At 71.9% G+C, this 18,554-nt stretch carries 20 protein-coding genes; 6 read left to right on the forward strand and 14 right to left on the reverse strand.

Going from position 1 to position 18,554, the window contains the following annotated elements:
* The 3 genes from rpoB to ABZX61_RS60665 form a co-directional block, all read right to left on the reverse strand.
* On the reverse strand, positions 1-2,444 hold a 2,444-nt coding region (gene rpoB, locus ABZX61_RS60655; protein ID WP_355211066.1), incomplete at its 3' end, for a DNA-directed RNA polymerase subunit beta.
* Positions 2,445-3,025: 581 nt separating this feature from the next.
* The gene (locus tag ABZX61_RS60660; RefSeq protein ID WP_355211228.1) at positions 3,026-3,556 is read right to left on the reverse strand and encodes a 6-carboxytetrahydropterin synthase; all 531 of its coding nucleotides are present in this window, start codon (positions 3,554-3,556) and stop codon (positions 3,026-3,028) included.
* Complete coding sequence (locus ABZX61_RS60665) at positions 3,528-4,268, reverse strand: 7-cyano-7-deazaguanine synthase (protein ID WP_355211069.1); 741 nt, start codon at positions 4,266-4,268, stop codon at positions 3,528-3,530. The genes ABZX61_RS60660 and ABZX61_RS60665 overlap by 29 nt, the downstream gene beginning before the upstream one ends.
* Before the next feature lie 117 nt (positions 4,269-4,385).
* Here ABZX61_RS60665 and ABZX61_RS60670 point away from each other — a divergent pair, with 117 nt between their 5' ends.
* Positions 4,386-5,234 carry a TauD/TfdA family dioxygenase gene (locus ABZX61_RS60670; RefSeq protein ID WP_355211072.1) on the forward strand — a complete coding sequence of 283 codons (849 nt, stop codon included), beginning with the start codon at positions 4,386-4,388 and terminating at the stop codon, positions 5,232-5,234.
* Here ABZX61_RS60670 and ABZX61_RS60675 read toward each other — a convergent pair.
* Positions 5,210-5,800, reverse strand: coding sequence for a hypothetical protein (locus ABZX61_RS60675; RefSeq protein ID WP_355211075.1), 591 nt, complete (start codon positions 5,798-5,800; stop codon positions 5,210-5,212). The genes ABZX61_RS60670 and ABZX61_RS60675 overlap by 25 nt on opposite strands.
* A 165-nt stretch (positions 5,801-5,965) precedes the next feature.
* Here ABZX61_RS60675 and ABZX61_RS60680 point away from each other — a divergent pair, with 165 nt between their 5' ends.
* A complete protein-coding gene (locus ABZX61_RS60680; RefSeq protein ID WP_355211078.1) occupies positions 5,966-6,193 on the forward strand; it encodes a TOBE domain-containing protein in 228 nt (75 codons plus the stop codon).
* Here the strand turns inward: ABZX61_RS60680 and ABZX61_RS60685 are convergent.
* The 6 genes from ABZX61_RS60685 to ABZX61_RS60710 form a co-directional block, all read right to left on the reverse strand.
* Positions 6,188-6,979 carry an SDR family oxidoreductase gene (locus ABZX61_RS60685; protein ID WP_355211081.1) on the reverse strand — a complete coding sequence of 264 codons (792 nt, stop codon included), beginning with the start codon at positions 6,977-6,979 and terminating at the stop codon, positions 6,188-6,190. The genes ABZX61_RS60680 and ABZX61_RS60685 overlap by 6 nt on opposite strands.
* Positions 6,980-7,179: 200 nt before the next feature.
* Positions 7,180-7,551, reverse strand: a complete 372-nt coding sequence (locus tag ABZX61_RS60690) for a hypothetical protein (RefSeq protein ID WP_350741005.1) — start codon at positions 7,549-7,551, stop codon at positions 7,180-7,182.
* 29 nt (positions 7,552-7,580) lie between these two features.
* Complete coding sequence (locus tag ABZX61_RS60695) at positions 7,581-7,955, reverse strand: roadblock/LC7 domain-containing protein (protein ID WP_350741003.1); 375 nt, start codon at positions 7,953-7,955, stop codon at positions 7,581-7,583.
* 29 nt (positions 7,956-7,984) lie between these two features.
* Positions 7,985-8,887 carry a hypothetical protein gene (locus ABZX61_RS60700; protein ID WP_355211086.1) on the reverse strand — a complete coding sequence of 301 codons (903 nt, stop codon included), beginning with the start codon at positions 8,885-8,887 and terminating at the stop codon, positions 7,985-7,987.
* A 3-nt stretch (positions 8,888-8,890) separates the two neighbouring features.
* Entirely contained in the window at positions 8,891-9,265 is a 375-nt protein-coding gene (locus ABZX61_RS60705) for a roadblock/LC7 domain-containing protein (RefSeq protein WP_319719198.1), read from the reverse strand.
* A gap of 170 nt (positions 9,266-9,435) precedes the next feature.
* Positions 9,436-9,600, reverse strand: a complete 165-nt coding sequence (locus ABZX61_RS60710; protein WP_355211089.1) for a hypothetical protein — start codon at positions 9,598-9,600, stop codon at positions 9,436-9,438.
* Between the two features lie 103 nt (positions 9,601-9,703).
* Here ABZX61_RS60710 and ABZX61_RS60715 point away from each other — a divergent pair, with 103 nt between their 5' ends.
* Genes ABZX61_RS60715 through ABZX61_RS60730 form a run of 4 tightly spaced genes read left to right on the forward strand, consistent with a single transcriptional unit; the run spans position 9,704 to position 14,601 of the window.
* Positions 9,704-10,438, forward strand: coding sequence for an FCD domain-containing protein (locus ABZX61_RS60715; protein ID WP_355211091.1), 735 nt, complete (start codon positions 9,704-9,706; stop codon positions 10,436-10,438).
* 1 nt (position 10,439) lies between these two features.
* Positions 10,440-11,243, forward strand: a complete 804-nt coding sequence (locus tag ABZX61_RS60720) for an SDR family oxidoreductase (protein WP_355211094.1) — start codon at positions 10,440-10,442, stop codon at positions 11,241-11,243.
* Positions 11,244-12,269, forward strand: coding sequence for an alcohol dehydrogenase catalytic domain-containing protein (locus ABZX61_RS60725; RefSeq protein ID WP_355211097.1), 1,026 nt, complete (start codon positions 11,244-11,246; stop codon positions 12,267-12,269). It abuts the gene before it with no gap.
* A gap of 58 nt (positions 12,270-12,327) precedes the next feature.
* A complete protein-coding gene (locus ABZX61_RS60730; protein WP_355211100.1) occupies positions 12,328-14,601 on the forward strand; it encodes a glycoside hydrolase family 6 protein in 2,274 nt (757 codons plus the stop codon).
* Between the two features lie 7 nt (positions 14,602-14,608).
* On the opposite strand, the gene ABZX61_RS60735 is transcribed toward ABZX61_RS60730, so the two are convergent.
* From ABZX61_RS60735 to ABZX61_RS60750, 4 genes are read right to left on the reverse strand one after another with little or no spacing between them, the layout of a single operon-like run.
* A complete protein-coding gene (locus ABZX61_RS60735) occupies positions 14,609-15,190 on the reverse strand; it encodes an ATP/GTP-binding protein (RefSeq protein ID WP_350740995.1) in 582 nt (193 codons plus the stop codon).
* Positions 15,171-15,521 carry a DUF742 domain-containing protein gene (locus ABZX61_RS60740; RefSeq protein WP_350740993.1) on the reverse strand — a complete coding sequence of 117 codons (351 nt, stop codon included), beginning with the start codon at positions 15,519-15,521 and terminating at the stop codon, positions 15,171-15,173. The genes ABZX61_RS60735 and ABZX61_RS60740 overlap by 20 nt, the downstream gene beginning before the upstream one ends.
* Positions 15,518-15,943 carry a roadblock/LC7 domain-containing protein gene (locus tag ABZX61_RS60745; protein ID WP_185072493.1) on the reverse strand — a complete coding sequence of 142 codons (426 nt, stop codon included), beginning with the start codon at positions 15,941-15,943 and terminating at the stop codon, positions 15,518-15,520. The genes ABZX61_RS60740 and ABZX61_RS60745 overlap by 4 nt, the downstream gene beginning before the upstream one ends.
* Positions 15,924-18,548, reverse strand: coding sequence for a nitrate- and nitrite sensing domain-containing protein (locus ABZX61_RS60750; RefSeq protein ID WP_355211104.1), 2,625 nt, complete (start codon positions 18,546-18,548; stop codon positions 15,924-15,926). Before ABZX61_RS60750 ends, ABZX61_RS60745 begins: the two co-directional genes overlap by 20 nt.
* Positions 18,549-18,554: the final 6 nt, after the last annotated feature.

Raw genomic sequence — 18,554 nt, forward strand, 5'->3', positions numbered from 1 at the left:
GGCACCTTCAGCGAGGTGTCGCGGACTTCGCGGGCCTTCTCACCGAAGATCGCGCGCAGCAGCCGCTCCTCCGGCGTCAGCTCGGTCTCACCCTTCGGGGTGACCTTGCCGACGAGGATGTCGCCCTGCGTGACCTCGGCGCCGATACGGATGACGCCGCGCTCGTCCAGGTCGGCCAGGACCTCCTCGGAGACGTTCGGGATGTCCCGGGTGATCTCCTCGGGGCCCAGCTTGGTGTCACGGGCGTCGACCTCGTGCTCCTCGATGTGGATCGAGGACAGCACGTCGTCCTGCACCAGCCGTTGCGAGATGATGATCGCGTCTTCGTAGTTGTGGCCCTCCCACGGCATGAACGCCACCAGGAGGTTCTTGCCCAGCGCCATCTCGCCCTGGTCGGTGCAGGGGCCGTCGGCGATGACCTGGTTGACCTCGACCCGGTCGCCCTCGGCGATGATGGGCTTCTGGTTGAAGCTCGTGCCCTGGTTGGAGCGGTCGAAGGTCGCCAGCCGATGTGTCGTGCTGGTGCCGTCGTCGTTCGAGATCGTGATGTAGTCGGCGGAGACCTCCTCGACCACGCCGGCCTTCCCGGCGCTGATGACGTCGCCGGCGTCGGTGGCGGCACGGTATTCCATGCCGGTGCCGACCAGCGGCGACTCGCTCTTCAGCAGCGGCACCGACTGGCGCATCATGTTCGCGCCCATGAGCGCCCGGTTGGCGTCGTCGTGCTCCAGGAACGGGATCATGGCCGTGGCCACCGACACCATCTGGCGCGGCGACACGTCGATGTAGTCGACCTCCTCGGCCCGCATGAGCTCGGTCTCGCCGCCCTTGGTACGGACCAGGACGCGAGGCTCGGCGAACGAGCCGTCGGGGTGGAGCACCGTGTTGGCCTGCGCCTTGACGTAGCGGTCTTCCTCGTCGGCCGTGAGGTAGTCGATCTGCTCGGTGACCTTGCCGTCGACGACCTTGCGGTAGGGAGTCTCGATGAAGCCGAAGGCGTTGAGCCGGCCGAAACAGGCGAGGTAGCCGATGAGGCCGATGTTGGGGCCTTCAGGGGTCTCGATCGGGCACATCCGGCCGTAGTGGGACGGGTGCACGTCGCGGACCTCGAAGCCGGCCCGCTCACGGGACAGACCACCGGGGCCCAGGGCGTTCAGCCGCCGCTTGTGCGTCAGGCCGGACAGGGGGTTGGTCTGGTCCATGAACTGCGACAGCTGCGAGGTGCCGAAGAACTCCTTCATGGACGCCACGACCGGGCGGATGTTGATCAGGGTCTGCGGCGTGATCGCCTCGACGTCCTGCGTGGTCATGCGCTCGCGAACGACGCGCTCCATGCGGGCCAGGCCCAGGCGGACCTGGTTCTGGATGAGCTCGCCGACGTTACGGATCCGCCGGTTGCCGAAGTGGTCGATGTCGTCGGTCTCCAGCGGCCGGTCCGCTGGCTCCGCACCGGCGTGCAGCCGCACCAGGTATTCGACCATCGCCACGATGTCTTCCTCAGTCAGGACGGTGACGTTGATGTCGGTGTCCGAGCCGAGCTTCTTGTTGACCTTGTAGCGACCGACCTTGGCCAGGTCGTACCGCTTGGGGTTGAAGTAGAGGTTCTGCAACAGGGTCTGCGCCGACTCCTTGGTCGGCGGCTCACCCGGCCGCAGCTTGCGGTAGATGTCGAGCAGCGCGTCATCCTGGCCGGCCGTGTGGTCCTTCTCCAGGGTGGCCCGCATCGACTCGTACTGGCCGAACTTCTCGAGGATCTGCTCGCTGGTCCAGCCCAGCGCCTTGAGCAGCACCGTGACGGCCTGCTTGCGCTTGCGGTCGATGCGCACACCGACGCTGTCGCGCTTGTCGATCTCGAACTCCAGCCAGGCACCCCGCGACGGGATGACCCTGCAGCCGAACAGGTCCTTGTCGGACGTCTTGTCCACATTGCGTTCGAAGTAGACACCGGGCGAACGGACCAGCTGCGAGACCACGACACGCTCGGTGCCGTTGATGATGAACGTGCCCTTCGGCGTCATGAGCGGGAAATCGCCCATGAACACCGTCTGGCTCTTGATCTCACCGGTGGTGTTATTGATGAACTCCGCCGTCACGAACATCGGGGCGGAGAAGGTCATGTCCTTGTCTTTGCACTCATCCACTGAGTACTTCGGCGGCTCGAATCGGTGGTCGCGGAACGACAAGGACATGGTCCCCGAGAAGTCCTCGATCGGACTGATCTCTTCGAAGATCTCTTCGAGGCCCGACTGAGCCGGGACGTCCTTGCGCCCGGCCTGGCGAGCCGCCTCTACCCGGGCCTTCCACCTCTCGTTTCCGAGCAGCCAGTCGAACGACTCGGTCTGCAGAGCGAGAAGGTCAGGAACTTCGAGGGGCTCCTGGATGCGCGCGAAAGACACGCGACGGGGACCAGCGGGTACGGCGGAGGCGTTGCGCGAGGCTGCCAACAGATGTCCTTCCGGGAGCTGACGGCGGGACTGAATGCGCGCATGCCGAGCGCCCGGCAGTCACCGGGACATGAGGCGTCGAAAGGCAGCGCGGAATGGCAGCATAAACCGAGAGGGACATGGATGGCAACATTTAATGTTGATGTCAACCTCTCTCCCGCCTTAGGATCGCACACCCTCCTAGTCGTCGTCAACTTCAACACCACGACTCCACCCACACGGCCCCGCCGCTCCGACTGACGGGGGCATGCCTCGACGACAAGCCGCCACCCGGCTCCGACCCACGATGACCAGGCCGGACCCGGCGTCGGGAGCCCACCGCACGCCCCACCACGGGACGCGGGCGCAGTCCGTCCCCGACCCCTGACCGCGACGACCGAGCCACCGCGCTATCACCCGGCGACGGGCGGGCTGCCCGAAGCGCAGGCCTCCACTCCGGCCCCTGACCACGATGACCGAGCCGAGCCGGCGATCTTCACCCAAGCGCGCAGGCCCACGCCCTCGGCGCTGTGTCATGGAGAGGGACGTGCGCATCGCGGTGGACCCAGTCGAAGGGACAGTGCCGGTGGGCCACGCTGGGCTCAGCCGTGGCCGCCCGGACGAGGACGGCGGCTGACCGTGTCGGCGACCGGCGGCCGGGTGGCGGGCGTCGCGCCGGCCTGCGGCCGGAACTCCGCGGCGTTGACGTGCGTCTCGGTCACCTTCACCCTGGCCACGGCGGCGCCCGCGGCGTGCGGCAGGCCGGCCAGCAGGCTCTGCGCGGCCCTGCCGAGCATCACCGCCACCGCCTCGACCGTGGGATACGGCAGATCCCTGGCGTACGGGTGCTCGCCGAACAGGTAGACCTTGCTGCCATGGGCCACCAGGAGCGAGGCCAGCGGGTCGTCGATCCCCAGCATGGCGCCATGGTCGAGGTGCTCGTCGACGAAAGCCCGCAGAGCCTTCTTGAACGCGCCGAACTCCACCACGGTCTGCTCGTCACTCAAGCAGGCCGCCCGCACCGTGACCTCGGCCCACCAGGAGTGGCCGTGCAGGTTCACGCACTTGCCCGCCAGGTGCGGGAGCCGGTGCGCGGTCTCGAAGTTATGCCGTACGCAGATCTGATGCGTCATCACGGGCCTCGCCTTCGTAGACGGTCGGGTCGGGCGCTCCGCTCAGCGAGAAGGCGTCCCTGCGTGACACGCACGCCAGGCACACGCCGCAGTGAACCGGGCCGTCGAGGTAGCAGGTCCAGCTCCTGCCCATCGGCGCGTCCAGGCGCAGGCCGTAGGCGACGACGTCCTCCTTGAGCATGCCGAGGAAAGGCGTCTCGACACGGGGAAGGTGGAACCCGCGGCCGCCGAGGCGGATCATCTCGCGGTAGGCGTCGAAGAAGTCGGGCCTGCCGTCGGGCATCGGATGGCCCTCCGGGGTGCGGTGGATGCCGAGCGCCACCACGTCGGCGCGGCGGGCCGTCGCGACGGCCACGGCCATGTCGGCTATGAAGGCGTTGCGGTTGGGGATGGTGACGGAGCGCAGGGCGGCGCCGGTGGGCACGAGGGTCGGCACGTCCTGGGCCCGGTCGGTGAGCGAGCAGCCGGTCAGCAGGGGGCCGAGACCGGTGATCGTGATCGTGTGGTGCTCGGCCTCCAGGTGGGCCGCCACCTCCCGGGCGGCCGCCAGCTCCCGCGGGCCGTTGCGCTGGCCGTAGTCGAAGGAGATCAGCAGCAGACGGTGGGTCGCGCGGTAGTGGGCGGCCAGCACCGTGGAGTCCAGCCCGCCGGAGAAGACCACCACGGCCGACGGCGGGACGACCTCGGGCGCGGAACTCATCGCACTCCTCACCGACCACGAAAGATTGCCGAACGTAACGGTATATCACTCTCCGTAAATGAGAGCCTGCGTGCGGGGGTATTGATCCGGCGAACGTACTACCGGAGACCACCGAAGGCAGGCGCGTCGATGTCCGTCTCACCCCCGTCCGATGCGACCTTCGACGTCCGCCGGCAGGAGCCGTTCGGCGCGCGGCTGCTGGGCGGCGGGGACGCCCGGCTCGCCGGCCTGCCGCCGGAGCGGCTGCTGGACCTGGTCGCCGAGCATCACCTGGTCGTCCTGCGGGGCTTCACGGGGGCCGCGACCGACGAGGAGTTCGAGGAGTTCGCCGGTGGGCTGGGCGAGCCGGTGGCGTGGAACGGCAGCCGGACGTTCTACGTGGAGGCGCACGCCGAGCCGGAGGATCACCTCTTCGAGACGGGGTTCATGCCGATCCACTGGGACGGCCTCTACATGAACGCCGGGAGCGCGCCCGACCTGCAGATCTTCCAGTGCCTGCGGGCCACCGACCCGGCCGTGGGCGGGGCGACGCTGTTCTGCGACACGACGCTGGTCCTGGCCGGCGCCGACCCGGAGACGCGGGCGCTGTGGGAGGGCCTGACGTTCCGCTATGAACGGCCCACCGCCGGCGGCGGGGTGGTGACGCGCGAGGTGCCGCTCGTCGTGCCCCATCCGCGTCTCGGCCATCCGACCCTGAGGTTCTCCGAGCCCGTTCCCGAGGACGTCGTCATCATCAACCCGACCACCACCACGCTGCCGCGCCCGCCGGCGGGCCACGACGCCGCGCGGATCATCGAGGGGATCCGCCGGGCGCTCTACGACCCCCGGCACATGTACGCCCACCGCTGGCAGGCCGGCGACGTCGTGATCGCCGACAACCAGACCCTGCTGCACACCCGTGAGCCGTACCCGCCCGGCGCGCCCAGGAAGCTCCGCCGGGTCACGACCCGGTTCTACGAATCCGGGGTCACGAACTGATGCCGTCCGTCACGGGTGGCGGTGGTCCGCGGCGGGCTTCGAGGCGTGCTCGGAGGCGGCCAGGTCCAGCAGGACCATCGCGTCGTACTCGGACGTGCCGGGCTCGGCGTAGTAGGCGACCAGGCGGTGGCCGGGGTGCCCTCCAGCTGCATGGACTGGCAGCCGAGGGTGAGATCGCCGACGTCCGGGTGGTGGAAGGTCTTGCGGCCCTGAGTGTGCGCCCGCACGTCGTAACGCTCCCACAGGCGGGCGAACTCCGGGCTCTTGGACAGCAGTTCGTCCACCAGTTCGGCCAGGTCGGGGGCGTCCGGCTCGGTGCCGGCCAGCGCGCGCAGGCGGCCGACGCAGGCCCGGATCTGCTCGTCCCAGTCGTCGAACAGGTCCGGGGCGTCGGGGTGGAGGAAGACGTAGCGGACCACGTTGCGCTGCGTGATCGGCCACTTCTCCATCCCGGCGAACAGCCGCATCCCGCTCGGGTTGCAGGCGAGCACGTCCATGGTGCGGCTGACCACGTTCGCGGGGTTGGGCCGCAGGCTCTCCAGCAGCAGCTTGATCCCGGACGGCACCGACCTGCTGGGCGGGGACGACGGTTCGGGCGCGGGGCGGGCGGCGCACGCGGCAAGGTCCCGCAGGTGCTCGCGCTCGTCCAGCAGGAGGGCCGGGCGAGCGCGTCGACCACGGACGGGCTGGGCCGGGTCTCCTTGCCGCGCTCCAGGCGCGTGTAGTAGTCGATGGTCCGGCCGGAGACGCTGTCGCTCCGGCCGGCCGCCGAGGGCGGGACCGGCTCGGTGCCGCGGGCCGCCTTCCACGGGCACAGCGTGGACTACGAGGTGGAGACCGCCTCGGGCACCCTGCTGGTGACCGTGCCGGGGCCGGATCCGCAGGGCCTGCCGGCCGAGGGCACGAACGTGACCGTCGCGATCGACCCCGGCCGCGCCCACGTCCTCACCAAGTCATGACAGGTCGGGCAGCCCCAGGTCGAGGTTGGGCCGGTCGATCCCGCCGTCCACTTCGAGCACCTTGCCCGTCACGTAACGGGCGGCCGGGGAGACCAGGTAGAGCACGGCGGCCGCCACGTCCTCCGGCTCGCCGATCCGCCGCAGCGGCGTGGCCTGCTCCATCTGGGCGCGCAGGCCCTCGTCGTTCATGACGATGTCGAGCGCGGAGGTGGCGACCGCGCCGACGGCGACCGCGTTGACCCGGACGGCGGGGGCCAGGTCGAGCGCGGCCAGCCGGGTGTAGTGCGCCAGGGCCGCCTTGGCGGTGCCGTAGGCCAGGTAGCCGCGGCCCGCCACGCGGCCCACGGCGGAGGAGACGTTCACGACCGCGCCACCGCCCGCCTTCAGCAGGTGCGGGACGGCGGCCCTGGTCAGCTCGTGCGCCACGCCGACGTTGAACTGGAACGCGTTCTCGAGATGCTTCCGTTTCGTGTCGAGGAAGGCGCGGGGCATCGCACCGCCCACGTTGTTGACGACGACGTCCAGGCGGCCGAACGCGGCCGCGGCCCGCTCCGCGAGCTCCTCCGCGGTGCCCGGGAGCGTCAGGTCGGCGGGGACGACCAGGACCCGCCTCCCAGCCTGTTTCACCTGCTCGGCGATGGCGTGGAGCTGGTCCTCGGTGCGGGCGCAGATCGCGACGTCGGCGCCGGCCTGGGCGAGGGCGACGGCGGTGGCCGCGCCGATGCCCCGGCCCGCGCCGGTGACCACGGCCGCGGCGCCGCCGATCTGGAAGCGGTCCAGGATCATGCGCTCAGCCTAAAGACCAACTGCAACCCGTTTCAATACGGCATCCGGCTGCGGCTCGCGACCGCCGCCGCCACCCTCGTCTCGGTCCGTACGACCGACCTCCCCCTCACCGGCCGGCCGCGGCGCGGTGGGGCGGCGCGGTGGAGAGGAAGGGTGGGTGGCCCGCGGTTGAGCGGGGGCGGGCCACCCGAGGGCCGGGGTCAGACCTCCAGTTTCTCCTCGATGCCCCGGAGCTGGTGCCGGGACATGGCCAGGTTGGCGCGTCCACGGTCGAGCGCCAGGTAGAGGAACAGCCCCTTCCCTCCGCGCCCCGTGATCGGCCGGATGATGTGGTACTGGCCGCCGAGCGTGATGAGGATGTCCTCGATGCTGTCCTTGAGACCGAGCGAGTCCATCGTGCGGAGCTTGGCCTTGACCACCTCTGTGTTGCCCGCGGCGGCGACCTGCAGGTCCAGGTCCTTGGAGCCGCCGAGGGTGCCCAGCGCCATGCCGCTCCCGTGATCGACGATCGCCGCACCGATGGCGCCGTCGATCGTCATCATCTCCTTGAGCGAGACGTCCATGCTGGCCATTGTTCTCTCCCTTTCTGACAGGGGACGGTTCAGTGCCTACGTGCTGCGACGGCGGCCACTCCGGCGGCCGTCTTCCTGCCCTCCAGCCGCAGCAGCCCGACGTTCGCGCCGGGCTTGGCCAGGACTGTGAGGACGATGGTGGGGCCGGCGGCGTAGAAGGCCACGAAGCCGGCGGTGCCCGAGATGAGCGTTTCCTCAAGAGCGCCGTGGCCGGTCATGGTCAGCATCCGCCTGCTCATCGCGAGCAGCGCCGCCGACAGCGCCGCGGTCTGCTCGCCGCGGTCTCCTTCGAGGTCGCAGGCGATCTGTATGCCGTCCACGGTGCAGGCGACGCTTCCGCTCACGTCCGGTGTGCGCTCGCGCAGGAGCGTCATTTCCTCCAGAACCTCTTTCCGCAGCTCCACCGGTGGCCTCCTCCTGAGTACGGGGAACCTCACGCCAGCTCCTCGAGCGCCTTCTTGAGCCGCATCAGCAGCGCCAGATCGGTCGGGTCTCCCGTCACGGGCGGGCCGAGCGGCTGGGCCACCGCCCCGGGATCGTGGGGCGGCCGCTCGTAGGGGTGCCGCGCTCGCTTCGGCAGCCAGGCTCCAGGCGCTTCACCACCGTCGGCGACCTCATCGGGCTCGGTGGCCCCGGCGGTCCCGGCGGGCTCGGCATGCCTGGGCCGCTTGTCGGCGGGAGCGGCCCGGCCCGGGTCGGGTGGGGTGAGCAGGCCCGCGGCCGCCAGCCTCCTGACCGCCAGCAGCACCGCGTAGCCCGATCGCCCGAGCTGCTTGGCCAGCTCCAGCGGCGTGGCCTTGTGGTCGGCGCCGACGATCACCTCCCACTGGACCCGGGTCAGCGTCACCCCGTGCCCGGGCAACCACGGCACCGGCCGTACCGGCAGCGTGTCCACCTCCGCGGACGGCCAGATGTCGGCGAGGTGCGCCCGCCGCCGCGCGCACTCCCGCACCAGCCCCGCCACCTCGAAGAACCACTGCCCGCCCAGCCAGTGCCGCTCCCCCGGCCGGAACTTGGGCCGCGTCCCGCTGATCGGCAGCAGGAAGAAGGCCGCGTCCAGGACCGCGCCCAGCACCGCGAACTGCAGCTCGCCGGGCGTGAGCGGCCCCTCCTCCAGGAGCCGCGCGCAGCCGCCGTCCGCCTGGAGCCCGCGCAGCGCCGCCTCCGTCATCCGGCCCCGGGCCGTGAGCAGGCGCTCGACGCCCGGGGTCTGGGCGCACTCCATGTACGTCACGCGCCCGTCGTGGAGGAAGATCGTGCCGTTCCTCCCGAGCCGGAGCGCGCCCGTCGAACGCTCGTGCGCCAGCCCGGCCAGGAGTGCGTCGAGCCTGGTCATGACTCACGTCGTCAGCTGGCTGGAGACCGACCGCAGGCGGTGGCGCGCCAGGGCCAGGTTGGATCGTTCCAGGTCAAGGCGTACGTAGATGACCAGCGGCCCCTCGAAGACCGTCTCCAGCGGCCTGAGCAGATGGTGCCCCTTGTCCGTCGTGACGAGCATGTCGTCGATGCGGACGACCTCGCCCGGGCACGCGCGGGCGAGACCGTCGGTCGTGGCCCGCAGCGCCTCGGTCAACGCGGCGGCCGACCGGTCGGCGTCCACGCCCGAGGCACTGCTGAAGGCCACCGCCATGCCGCTGGTGTGGTCGAGCAGCATGGCGTCCAGCGCCCCCGGTATGGACATGACCTCCGCCAGGCAGGTGTCGATTCCGAGCACGTGATCCCCCTCGCCGTAAGTGGAACGGGGACAGCGTAGGGGGGTTATGAATAGCACTGAAGTGGCCCATAGACCTGCGGTTACGCTTTTATGTGGCCAAGGCAGAGAAAACCAATACCCATACACATAGTTCTGATATTTGCGAGCATTTCTCGTAACGAACCCGCTGTTCAGCTCCGGTGACCCCGGCCCGTGCTGGTCTGCAGGTCGATGAAGCTGGAGGCGGGGATCAGGGTGGGATCGACGACGGACAGGACGAGCCGGTCGTCGTCGTACAGGTCCAGCCGCGAGCCGTCGAGGCCGGCGAGCTTGGTGTTCGCGCTGCCCAGCGACATCGCGTACCCGTCACCGGCCTCGAACGATCGCTTCCCGGCAGGTCGTTATATGATGTGTTTAATCATACTTTTGAGGGGTTGTCGATGGTGGAAGGAGCCGCCGATGACGAGCCTCGGAGGGCCCGGCGCCCGGCCGGGTGGCCTGCACGCGCAGCTCGTTGACGCGCTCGGACGCCGGATCGCCCACGGTGACTTCCCCGTGGGCGGCATCGTCTCCCCCGAGCGCGTCGAGTCCGAGTACGAGGTGTCCCGGACGGTCGTACGCGAGGCGCTGCGCTCGCTGGAGGTGCTCGGCATGGTCCGCCCGCGCCACAAGGTCGGCACCACCGTCCAGCCCCAGGAGAGCTGGGCGCTGCTCAACCCGCAGGTCATCGCCTGGCGGGCGGACGGCCCCGACGCCGACACCCAGCTCGGCGAGCTGCTGACGCTGCGGGAGGCCCTGGAGCCCGCCGCCGCCAGGATCGCGGCGCTGGGCGCCCGGCAAGCCCTCGTGGACACGCTCCGCGAGCACCTCCGGGACATGCGGGACGCCTACGAAAGCCGCAGCCGCTCCGCGTTCGTGTCGGCCGACACCGGCTTCCACCGCACGGTCCTGCGGGGCGCGGACAACGCGGTCCTGAGCCAGCTCGTGCAGACCCTCATCGCCACCCTGCACGCCCGCTACTCCGACCGCCACCGGTTCTTCACCGCCGACACCGCCGCCTCGCTGGACCGGCACGGGCAGGTCGTCGAGGCCATCGCGGCCGGGGACCCGGCGGCGGCGGAGGCCGCGGCCGCGTCGCTCGTCCGCGCGTCACGCGTCGAGGTTCTCGGATCCGCACCAGCATGGGAGAGATGACGTGCCCCTCCAGACCGCTCCAGGCGTTCCGGCGTTCGACCTGACAGGCAGGCTCGCCCTGGTCACCGGCTCGGGTCGCGGCATCGGGCATGCCATCGCGCGCGGCTACGCGCTGTCGGGGGCGCGCGTCGTGCTGAACGGCCGCGACCCGGCGCGTCTCGAGGCGGCGGCCGCGGCCCTGCGCGAGGAGCTCGCGCCCGTCCGGCCGCCCGGCGACGTGCAGGTCCACGCGTTCGACGTCGCCGACCCGGCGCAGGTCGAGCAGGCCTGCGAGGCCGTCGTCACCGCGTACGGCTGCCCGGACATCCTCGTCAACAACGCCGGCGTGCAGATCCGCGGCCCCCTGACCGAGATCCCGGTCGACGACTGGAAACGCGTGGTCGACGTCAACCTCACCAGCGGCTTCCTCGTCGGCCGCGCCTTCGCGCGCCACATGCTCCCCCGGGGCAGCGGGAAGATCATCAACATCTGCTCGGTCCAGAACCACCTGGTGCGCGCCACCACCGCCCCCTACGCGGCCGCGAAGAGCGGGCTCGGCGGGCTCACCCGGGCGATGTGCGCCGAATGGGCGTCCGCCGGCATCCAGGTCAACGGCCTGGCCCCCGGCTACATCGGCACCGACCTGAACGCGTCCCTGGTCGCCGACCCCGACTTCAGCCGCTGGATCACGCGGCGCACCCCCGCGGCGCGCTGGGGCCGCGTCGAGGACGTCGTCGGCCCCGCGATCTGGCTCGCCTCACCGGCGTCCGACTTCGTCAACGGCCAGGTCATCTACGTCGACGGCGGAATGACGGCGGTGATCTGAATGGACGCGAAGGCCCTCGTCGTCACCGGCCCCGGGCACCTGACGATCGAGACCCGGATCACCCCGGCGCCGCGACCGCACGAAGCCGTCGTCACGGTCGTCTACGGCGGCATCTGCGGCTCCGACCTGCACTACTACAGGAGCGGGCGGGTGGGCGAGTCCGTCCTGCGCTCCCCGATGGTCCTCGGGCACGAGGTGGTCGGGGTCGTCGCCGAGCCCGCCGCCGACGGCTCGGGTCCGCCGGCGGGCGGCCGCGTCGCCGTGCACCCCGCCCAGGTGTGCGGCCGCTGCGGCCACTGCCTGCGCGACGAGCAGAACCTCTGCGCGGAGCTGCGCTATCTCGGCAGCGCCGCCCGGATGCCGCACACGGACGGCGGGTTCGCCGAGCGCCTCGTCGTACCCACGACCCGCCTCGTGCCGATCCCCGACGGGCTCGACCTGCGGACGGCGGCGCTGGCCGAGCCCGCCTCGGTGGCGCTCCACGGCCTGCGCCGGCCGGGCTCCGGCGTCGAGGGCCGCGACGTGCTGGTGATCGGCGCGGGACCCATCGGCCTGCTCTGCGCCGCCCTGGCCGCCTGCGCGGGGGCGGCCACGGTCACGGCGACCGACGTGTTCGGCGAACCCCTCCGGCTGGCGCTCCAGGTGGGCGCGACCCACGTCGTCCGCGCGGACCTCGGCGAGCCGATCCCCGCCGCCGACGTCGCGATCGAGTCCTCCGGCTCCCAGGCCGGGCTCGTCTCCGCCCTGGAGGCGCTGCGCCCCGGCGGAACCCTCGTCAACGTGGGGCACCTGCCCCCGGGCGGGGTCACCGCGCCGCTGCACCTCGCGGTCACCCGCGAGCTGACCCTGATGGGGTCGAGCCGCTTCTACCACGAGATGCCGGCCGCGTTGTCGATCATGAGCGGGGACGCCGGGCGGTTCGCACCCATTGTCACGTCCGTCTTCGGGCTCGGCGCGGCGGTGGCGGCGTTCGAGGAGGCGGCCGACGCCCGGCGGTCGAGCAAGGTCCTGCTCGCGTTCAGCTGAACCCCGGTGCCGCCCCGGCCGTACCTCCTGTCGACTGTCGGGTCGGGATGGGCGGGCGATGGCGAACGGCACCAAACACGGCGAGGCGGTGGACGGGCGGACCGGCGACGACCCGCGGCGGATCGGCGGCCACCGCATCGTGCGCCGGCTCGGCTCCGGCGGGATGGGCGTCGTCTACCTCGCGAAGAGCCGTTCGCGGCGGCTCGTGGCGATCAAGGTCATCCACCGGCACCTCGCCGGCGACCCGGAGTTCCGGCGGCGCTTCCGCCGCGAGGTCGCGACCATGCAGCGGGTCGCCCCCTTCTCGACGGCTCCCGTGCTCACGGCCGACCTGGACGGCGAGACGGCGTACGTCGTCACCGAGTACGTCCCGGGACCGACGCTGTTCCGCGCGGTCGTGGAGCGGGGCCCGATGTCGGGCTCGGAGCTCGAAGAACTGGCCATGAGCACGGCGGTGGCGCTGTGGGCCATCCACGCGGCCGGCGTCGTCCACCGTGACCTCAAGCCGTCGAACGTGCTGCTGTCCCCCATGGGCCCGAGGGTCATCGACTTCGGCCTCGCCTTCGTCGCCGACTCCACGACCCTCTCCGTCACCAGGATGGGCACTCCGGCGTACATGTCGCCCGAGCAGGTGCGCGGGCTGGCGTCGCCGGCCTCCGACGTCTTCGCCTGGGGCGGTGTCATGGCCTTCGCCGCGAGCGGGCGGCCGCCGTTCGGCTCGGGGGCGGGTCACGACGTGCTCTACCGCGTGGTCCACGAGGAGCCCGTGCTCCCCGAGCTGGGCGGCGTGGTCGGCCGGCTGGTGGCGCGGGCGCTGAGCAAGGACCCGGCGGCCCGCCCGACGGCCGCCGAGCTCGTGGACGCGCTCGGCGGGGGCGCGACGATCCGCCTCTCGCCCGACCTCGTCCCGGTCGGGCCCCCTCCACGACGCCGGGCGAGCGGCCGGTTCCCGTACGAACCCAGGGTGCCGAGCCCGGCCGCCGCCGCCTCGGGCCGGAGCCACGCCGTCCCCGAGCAGGGCCACCCCGCCGCGGAGAAGGGCCGCACCACACCGGACCGGAGCCACGGGGCCCCGGCGCACAGGGGGCGGCGACGGGGGACGTCCAGGCGCTGGGCGTGGACCGGCGGCACGGTGGCCGCGCTCGCCGTGGCGACGGCGGGCGCGTACCTGCTCCCCAGCCTGTTTCCCGGCCTGCCCGCCGTGACCCCGGTGGTGAACCCGGCGGTGAACCCCGCCGTCGCGAAAGAGGCGGGCACGCTGTGGCGGAAGCTCCCCGGCGAGAACCCGCTGCGCGCGGACGGCGTGCGGTTCTACGTGCAGCCGGACACCGACGCGGCTCGGCAGTCCAGGACCTGGTCGGCGCAGGGCAGGACGGCCGACGCCGCTCTCATGCGGGCGCTGTCGCAGGTCCCCCAGGCGATCTGGCTCGCCGGCGGCTCCCCCGCCGACGTCTCCCGCACCGCGCGCGAGGCGGTCGCCCAGGCCGAACGCCGGCAGACCGTCCCGGTGTTCGTCACCAACAACATCCCGGGACGTGACTGCTGGAACGGCGGCGCTCCCGACACCGCGGGCTACCGGGCGTGGATCGACGCGGTGGCCGAGGGCATCGGGAACCGGCCCGCGGTCGTCGCCCTGGAGCCCAGCGGCCTGGCGCGGATGCCCGGCAGCCCCGAGTGCCCGCAGGGCGGGGAGTCCGCCGCCGTCCAGCGGTACGCCGATCTCACCTACGCCGTGGAGACCCTGACCGGCCTGGCCCGCACCGCCGTCTACCTCGACGGCGGGCTGGCGGGCTGGCCCGCGTTCACGCAGATCGCCGACCGGCTGGTCAACGCGGGGGCGGTGCGCGCCGACGGCTTCTACGTCAACGCCGTCGGCTACCGGCCGACGGCGCGATCGCTCACGTACGCCGCGAAGCTGTCCAGGTGCGTCTACCTGAGGGCGGCGTCGCGGAGCGCCTCGTGCGCCGACGCGGCCCTGGCCGCCGTACCGGACGACGCGCCCGGCCTGCCGCACTTCGTCGTCGACACGAGCCGGAACGGGGCCGGCGAGTGGCAACCGCCCGCCGGGCGCTTCCCGGTTCCGGACGAATGGTGCAATCCCCCCGGCAGAGGTGCGGGCGCCCGGCCGTCCGCCGGCACCGGGAAGCCGCTGGCCGACGCGTTCCTCTGGCTCAACAGCCCGGGATTCTCCAACGGCCAGTGCACCCGGGGCACCCCGGGACCGGCCGACCCGGTGTACGGCGTCGTCACCCCGGCCTCCGGCCAGTGGTGGCCCGATCAGGCCCTCGAACGGGCGCGCAACGCCGTCCCGCCACTCACGCCGGCCCCCTGAACCCGGCTCATCCGCCTTCCACCGCGTACTTCACCAATGTGGTGAGCACCTCCTTGACCGACGCGCGGTCGCGGACGTCGCACAGCACGATCGGGATGCGCTCGTTCAGCGCGAGCGCCCGCCGCACCTTGGCCGGGTCGTGGCGGCGGGCCCCCTCGAAGCAGTTCACGCCGACCACGAACGGGACGCCGCGCTGCTCGAAGTAGTCCACCGCGGGGAAGCAGTCGCCCAGGCGGCGCGTGTCGGCGAGCACCACGGCGCCGAGCGCGCCGAGGGCCAGTTCGTCCCACATGAACCAGAAGCGGTCCTGCCCGGGAGTGCCGAACAGGTACAGCCACAGCCCGTCGCGGATGGTGATGCGGCCGAAGTCGAGCGCGACCGTGGTGGTGGTCTTGGACTCCACGCCCGAGGTGTCGTCCACCCCGATGCCCCGCTCGCTCAGCAGTTCCTCGGTGTGCAGCGGCCGGATCTCGCTGATGGTGCCGACCAAGGTGGTCTTGCCGACGCCGAAGCCGCCCGCGATGAGGATCTTGATGGCCAAGGCCGAGGCGACGGCGGTCGTCCCCGGCTCAGAGGCTGCGTAGTCCATGCAGCACTTCCCTGTAGATGCGTTCGTCGATCGTCTGCGCCGCGGGGCGCGGGCGCTCGATGGTGACAAGGCCCTCTCGCCGCACATCGCTCAGGATCACCCGGGTGATGTTGAGCGGCAGCCTGAGGTGCGCCGCGACGTCGGCCACCGGCGTGGGCTTCTGGCACAGCGACAGCACGGCGCGATGCTCCGGGAGCAGTTCCGTTGGCTCGTAGGTGCCGGCGACCGTCGTGACGATGGCCACCAGGTCGAACGCCTCGCCCTGCGGGCGCGCCCGGCCCCCGGTCAGCCCGAAGAGCCGGAGCAGCGGCCCGGGATCCTCCCCGGTCACTGTCTCGCGCCGTTCCAGGCGGGTGCCGGTGCCGCTCCCCTCGGCTGCGCGGAGAGGTGCTCGCCGACCCGCTTGACCATGAGCGCCATCTCGTACGTGACCATGCCCAGCTCGGCGTCGCCCGTGGCGAGCACGGCCAGCCGGGCGCCCTGGCCGGCCGCGGTGACGAACAGGAAGCCGTCCTCCATCTCGATGATCGTCTGCCGTACGCCGCCCATGCCGAAGTGCCGCCCGGCGCCCATGGCCAGGCTGTGGCTGCCGGCGGAGATGGCGGACAGGTGCTCGGCGTCCTCGCGGGTCAGGTTCCGGGAGCCGCCCATGGCCAGCCCGTCGGCGGACAGCACGATGGCGTGCCGGATGCCGGGGACGCGCTGGGTGAGGTCGTCCAGCAGCCAGCTCAGTTCACTTCTGGGGTCGGGCATCGGGATGGTCGTCCTTTCGGTTCCACACGTCTGGTCCCTGCTCCGCCTGGCGACGGCCTTGCTGCCAGCCGCGTTGCATGGACGACATGAGTTGTGCGAGCTCCTCCGGCGAGCGCGCCGAGGTGCTGCGCCGGTCCGCGCGTCTTGCGGAACGGAGCTGGGGAGCCAGGCTGGCCTGCGGTACCCGCATCGGCAGCCCGTCGAGGTCTTCGTCCGCGTCCTCGGCCGGCACCGTGACGCTCCAGTCGGCGGGCGGGCCGGGCGGGGTGGCGGGGCCGGGGACCGGCGTCGGAATCCGGATCGGTCCAGTGGCGGGCCCGCTGTCCGGTTCCTCCGCGAGCCCGTCCACGAGCCCGTCCGCGAGTCCGCCCGCGAGCCCGTTCGCGAGCCCGTTCGCGAGCCCGTCCGCAGGTCCGCCCGCGAGTCCGTTCGTCGACCCGTTGGGAGAGGCGTCCGTGAGCCCGTTCGCGGAGCCGTTCACAGGCCCACTCACTGGCCCGGCCTGGATGATCGGAGTCGGCGCGGGCCCGGCCTCGAACCAGGTCCCGCGCTCCGGGGCGCGGGCGGGCGCGTCCGGCCCGAGGGGCGGGAAGGGCTCAGGGGTGACGGCCACCCCGCGGGGCCGGGGCTCGGCGGGCCCGGTGCCGAGCGCGCGCATGGGCCTGGCTATGTGCGCGGCGACGCGGTCCGTGGCGGGCGCGACGACGACCGGGGGCTGGAGGTTGACGAGCAGGGAGGCCGGCAGCAGCACGATCGCGGTGGTCCCGTCGTACGGCGAGCGGCGCAGCGAGACCTTGATCCCGTGCCGGCCCGCGAGCCTGGACACCACGAACAGGCCGAGCCGGTCGCTGTCGGCCAGGTCGAACTCCGGCGGGTCGGCCAGCCGGGAGTTGAGCTCGTCGAGGGTGGACTGGTTCAGCCCCAGGCCCCGGTCCTCCACCTCCAGCGCGAAGCCGTTGGCCGCGGTCATGCTGCGGATGTGCACGGTCGTGTCGGGCGGGGAGAAGACGGTGGCGTTCTCCACCAGCTCGGCGACCAGGTGGATCACGTCGGTGACGGCGGGGCCGACCAGCAGCGGGGCGTTCGGCATCGGTACGACGGTGACGCGGGTGTAGTCCTCGACCTCCAGCCCCGCCGCGCGTACGACGTCGAACAGCGGCACCGGGTCGCGCCAGCGCCGCGCGGGGGCGGAGTCGGACAGGATGATCAGGTTCTCGGCGTGCCGCCGCATGCGGGTGGTCAGGTGGTCGAGCTTGAACAGGTCCTCCAGGACCTCCGGCTCCTCGACCCGGCGTTCCATGGTGTCGAGCAGCGTGAGCTGGCGGTGGAGCAGCGCCTGGTTGCGCCGGGCCAGGTTGAGGAAGACCAGGCCGACGCCCTTGCGCAGGGTCGCCTGGCCCACCGCCGCCTCGACCGCCGTACGGCGTACGGCGGAGAAGGCGTGCACCACCCGGTCGACCTCGGCGGTGTCGGCGCGGTCGAGGCCGGGCGCCTCGGTGGCCGGGTCCACGTCGTCGCCGCGGCGCAGCCGCTCGACCAGCCGGGGCAGCCGCCGCTCGGCCAGCTCCACGGCCGACTCCTGCAGCCGGCTGAGCTCGATGATCAGCGAGCGGCCGAACCGGTACGACAGCGCCACCGACGCCACCACCGCGAACAGCCCCAGGAGCAGGACCAGGCCGATCCGCCAGTACGCACCGGACTTCTGGGACTGCGCCTCCTCCGCGGTGCGGGCCAGCTCCGTCTGCGTGTCGCGGCTGATCGCGCCGAAGATGGCGTCGGCGTCCCGCTTCCACACGGTGGGGTCCACGGGCGGCGCGCCGCCGCTGGTGTCCCAGCCGAACAGCAGGTCCTCCGCGTCCACCAGCCGCTTGAACGACGCGCTGGCGATCAGCCGGTCGTAGTTCGCCCGCAGTTCGGGGCCGACGTCGCGCTCGGCGTTGGCGAAGACGAGCCGGCGGCTGGTCATCGCGGAGACGAACGACGCCCGGTCCCTGGGGGTCATCTTGTGGTGCACGATCGTGGTGGTGAGCACGGCGTGCTCACGGCCCAGATACTCGGCCGCGGCGCTGTAGGCCGCCATGCCGCGCACCGCCTGGTAGGACGAGACGTCGCTGAGCGCGTCGCGGTCGCTGAACTGCCCGTTGGCGACGCTGATCAGGTTGTTGTACGCCTCGATGATGGTCAGCGGCGGGGCCAGCACGCCGCCGTCGGCCGAATCGCGCAGCGACTGCAGCCCGTCGAGCGCCTGCAGCAGCGCCTGCACCTGGGCCGGGGTCTCCCCGTCCGCCGCCCCGACGTCGAGGGCGCTGATCACCTCGCGCAGGCGCTTGGCCTTGCCGTCGGTGATCCGGCGCTGCTCGGCCAGCGGGTCGTACGAGCCGGTGCCGCGCACCGCCTCCGCCGAGAGCTGGCGCTCCCGCTGTAACTCGACGATCAGCTGCAGCACCGGCGACCCGATGCCCTCCCAGCGGTCCTGCGCCTGGGAGACGGTGACGATCTCCTCAACGCTGGAGTAGGCGATGAACCCCCACAGAGCGACCATGGAGACCAGCGGAAGCAGGAGAATCCTGAGCAGCTTGGTACGGATCGGCGGGGGCGAACTCATCCATCA

The sequence above is a fragment of the Nonomuraea sp. NPDC003709 genome (assembly GCF_040610775.1).
Taxonomy (GTDB): Bacteria; Actinomycetota; Actinomycetes; order Streptosporangiales; family Streptosporangiaceae; genus Nonomuraea; species Nonomuraea angiospora_A.

Bases quoted from the DNA above. Each gene is read 5' to 3' on its own strand.
- ABZX61_RS60660 (WP_355211228.1), bottom strand. From the start codon at position 3,556: ATGACGCATCAGATCTGCGTACGGCATAACTTCGAGACCGCGCACCGG.
- ABZX61_RS60680 (WP_355211078.1), top strand. From the start codon at position 5,966: ATGGTCCGGCCGGAGACGCTGTCGCTCCGGCCGGCCGCCGAGGGCGGG.
- ABZX61_RS60725 (WP_355211097.1), top strand. From the start codon at position 11,244: ATGGACGCGAAGGCCCTCGTCGTCACCGGCCCCGGGCACCTGACGATC.
- ABZX61_RS60700 (WP_355211086.1), bottom strand. From the start codon at position 8,887: ATGACCAGGCTCGACGCACTCCTGGCCGGGCTGGCGCACGAGCGTTCG.
- ABZX61_RS60690 (WP_350741005.1), bottom strand. From the start codon at position 7,551: ATGGCCAGCATGGACGTCTCGCTCAAGGAGATGATGACGATCGACGGC.
- ABZX61_RS60685 (WP_355211081.1), bottom strand. From the start codon at position 6,979: ATGATCCTGGACCGCTTCCAGATCGGCGGCGCCGCGGCCGTGGTCACC.
- ABZX61_RS60750 (WP_355211104.1), bottom strand. From the start codon at position 18,548: ATGAGTTCGCCCCCGCCGATCCGTACCAAGCTGCTCAGGATTCTCCTG.
- ABZX61_RS60735 (WP_350740995.1), bottom strand. From the start codon at position 15,190: ATGGACTACGCAGCCTCTGAGCCGGGGACGACCGCCGTCGCCTCGGCC.
- ABZX61_RS60745 (WP_185072493.1), bottom strand. From the start codon at position 15,943: ATGCCCGACCCCAGAAGTGAACTGAGCTGGCTGCTGGACGACCTCACC.
- ABZX61_RS60730 (WP_355211100.1), top strand. From the start codon at position 12,328: ATGGCGAACGGCACCAAACACGGCGAGGCGGTGGACGGGCGGACCGGC.
- ABZX61_RS60710 (WP_355211089.1), bottom strand. From the start codon at position 9,600: ATGTCGCTGGGCAGCGCGAACACCAAGCTCGCCGGCCTCGACGGCTCG.
- ABZX61_RS60715 (WP_355211091.1), top strand. From the start codon at position 9,704: ATGACGAGCCTCGGAGGGCCCGGCGCCCGGCCGGGTGGCCTGCACGCG.
- ABZX61_RS60670 (WP_355211072.1), top strand. From the start codon at position 4,386: ATGTCCGTCTCACCCCCGTCCGATGCGACCTTCGACGTCCGCCGGCAG.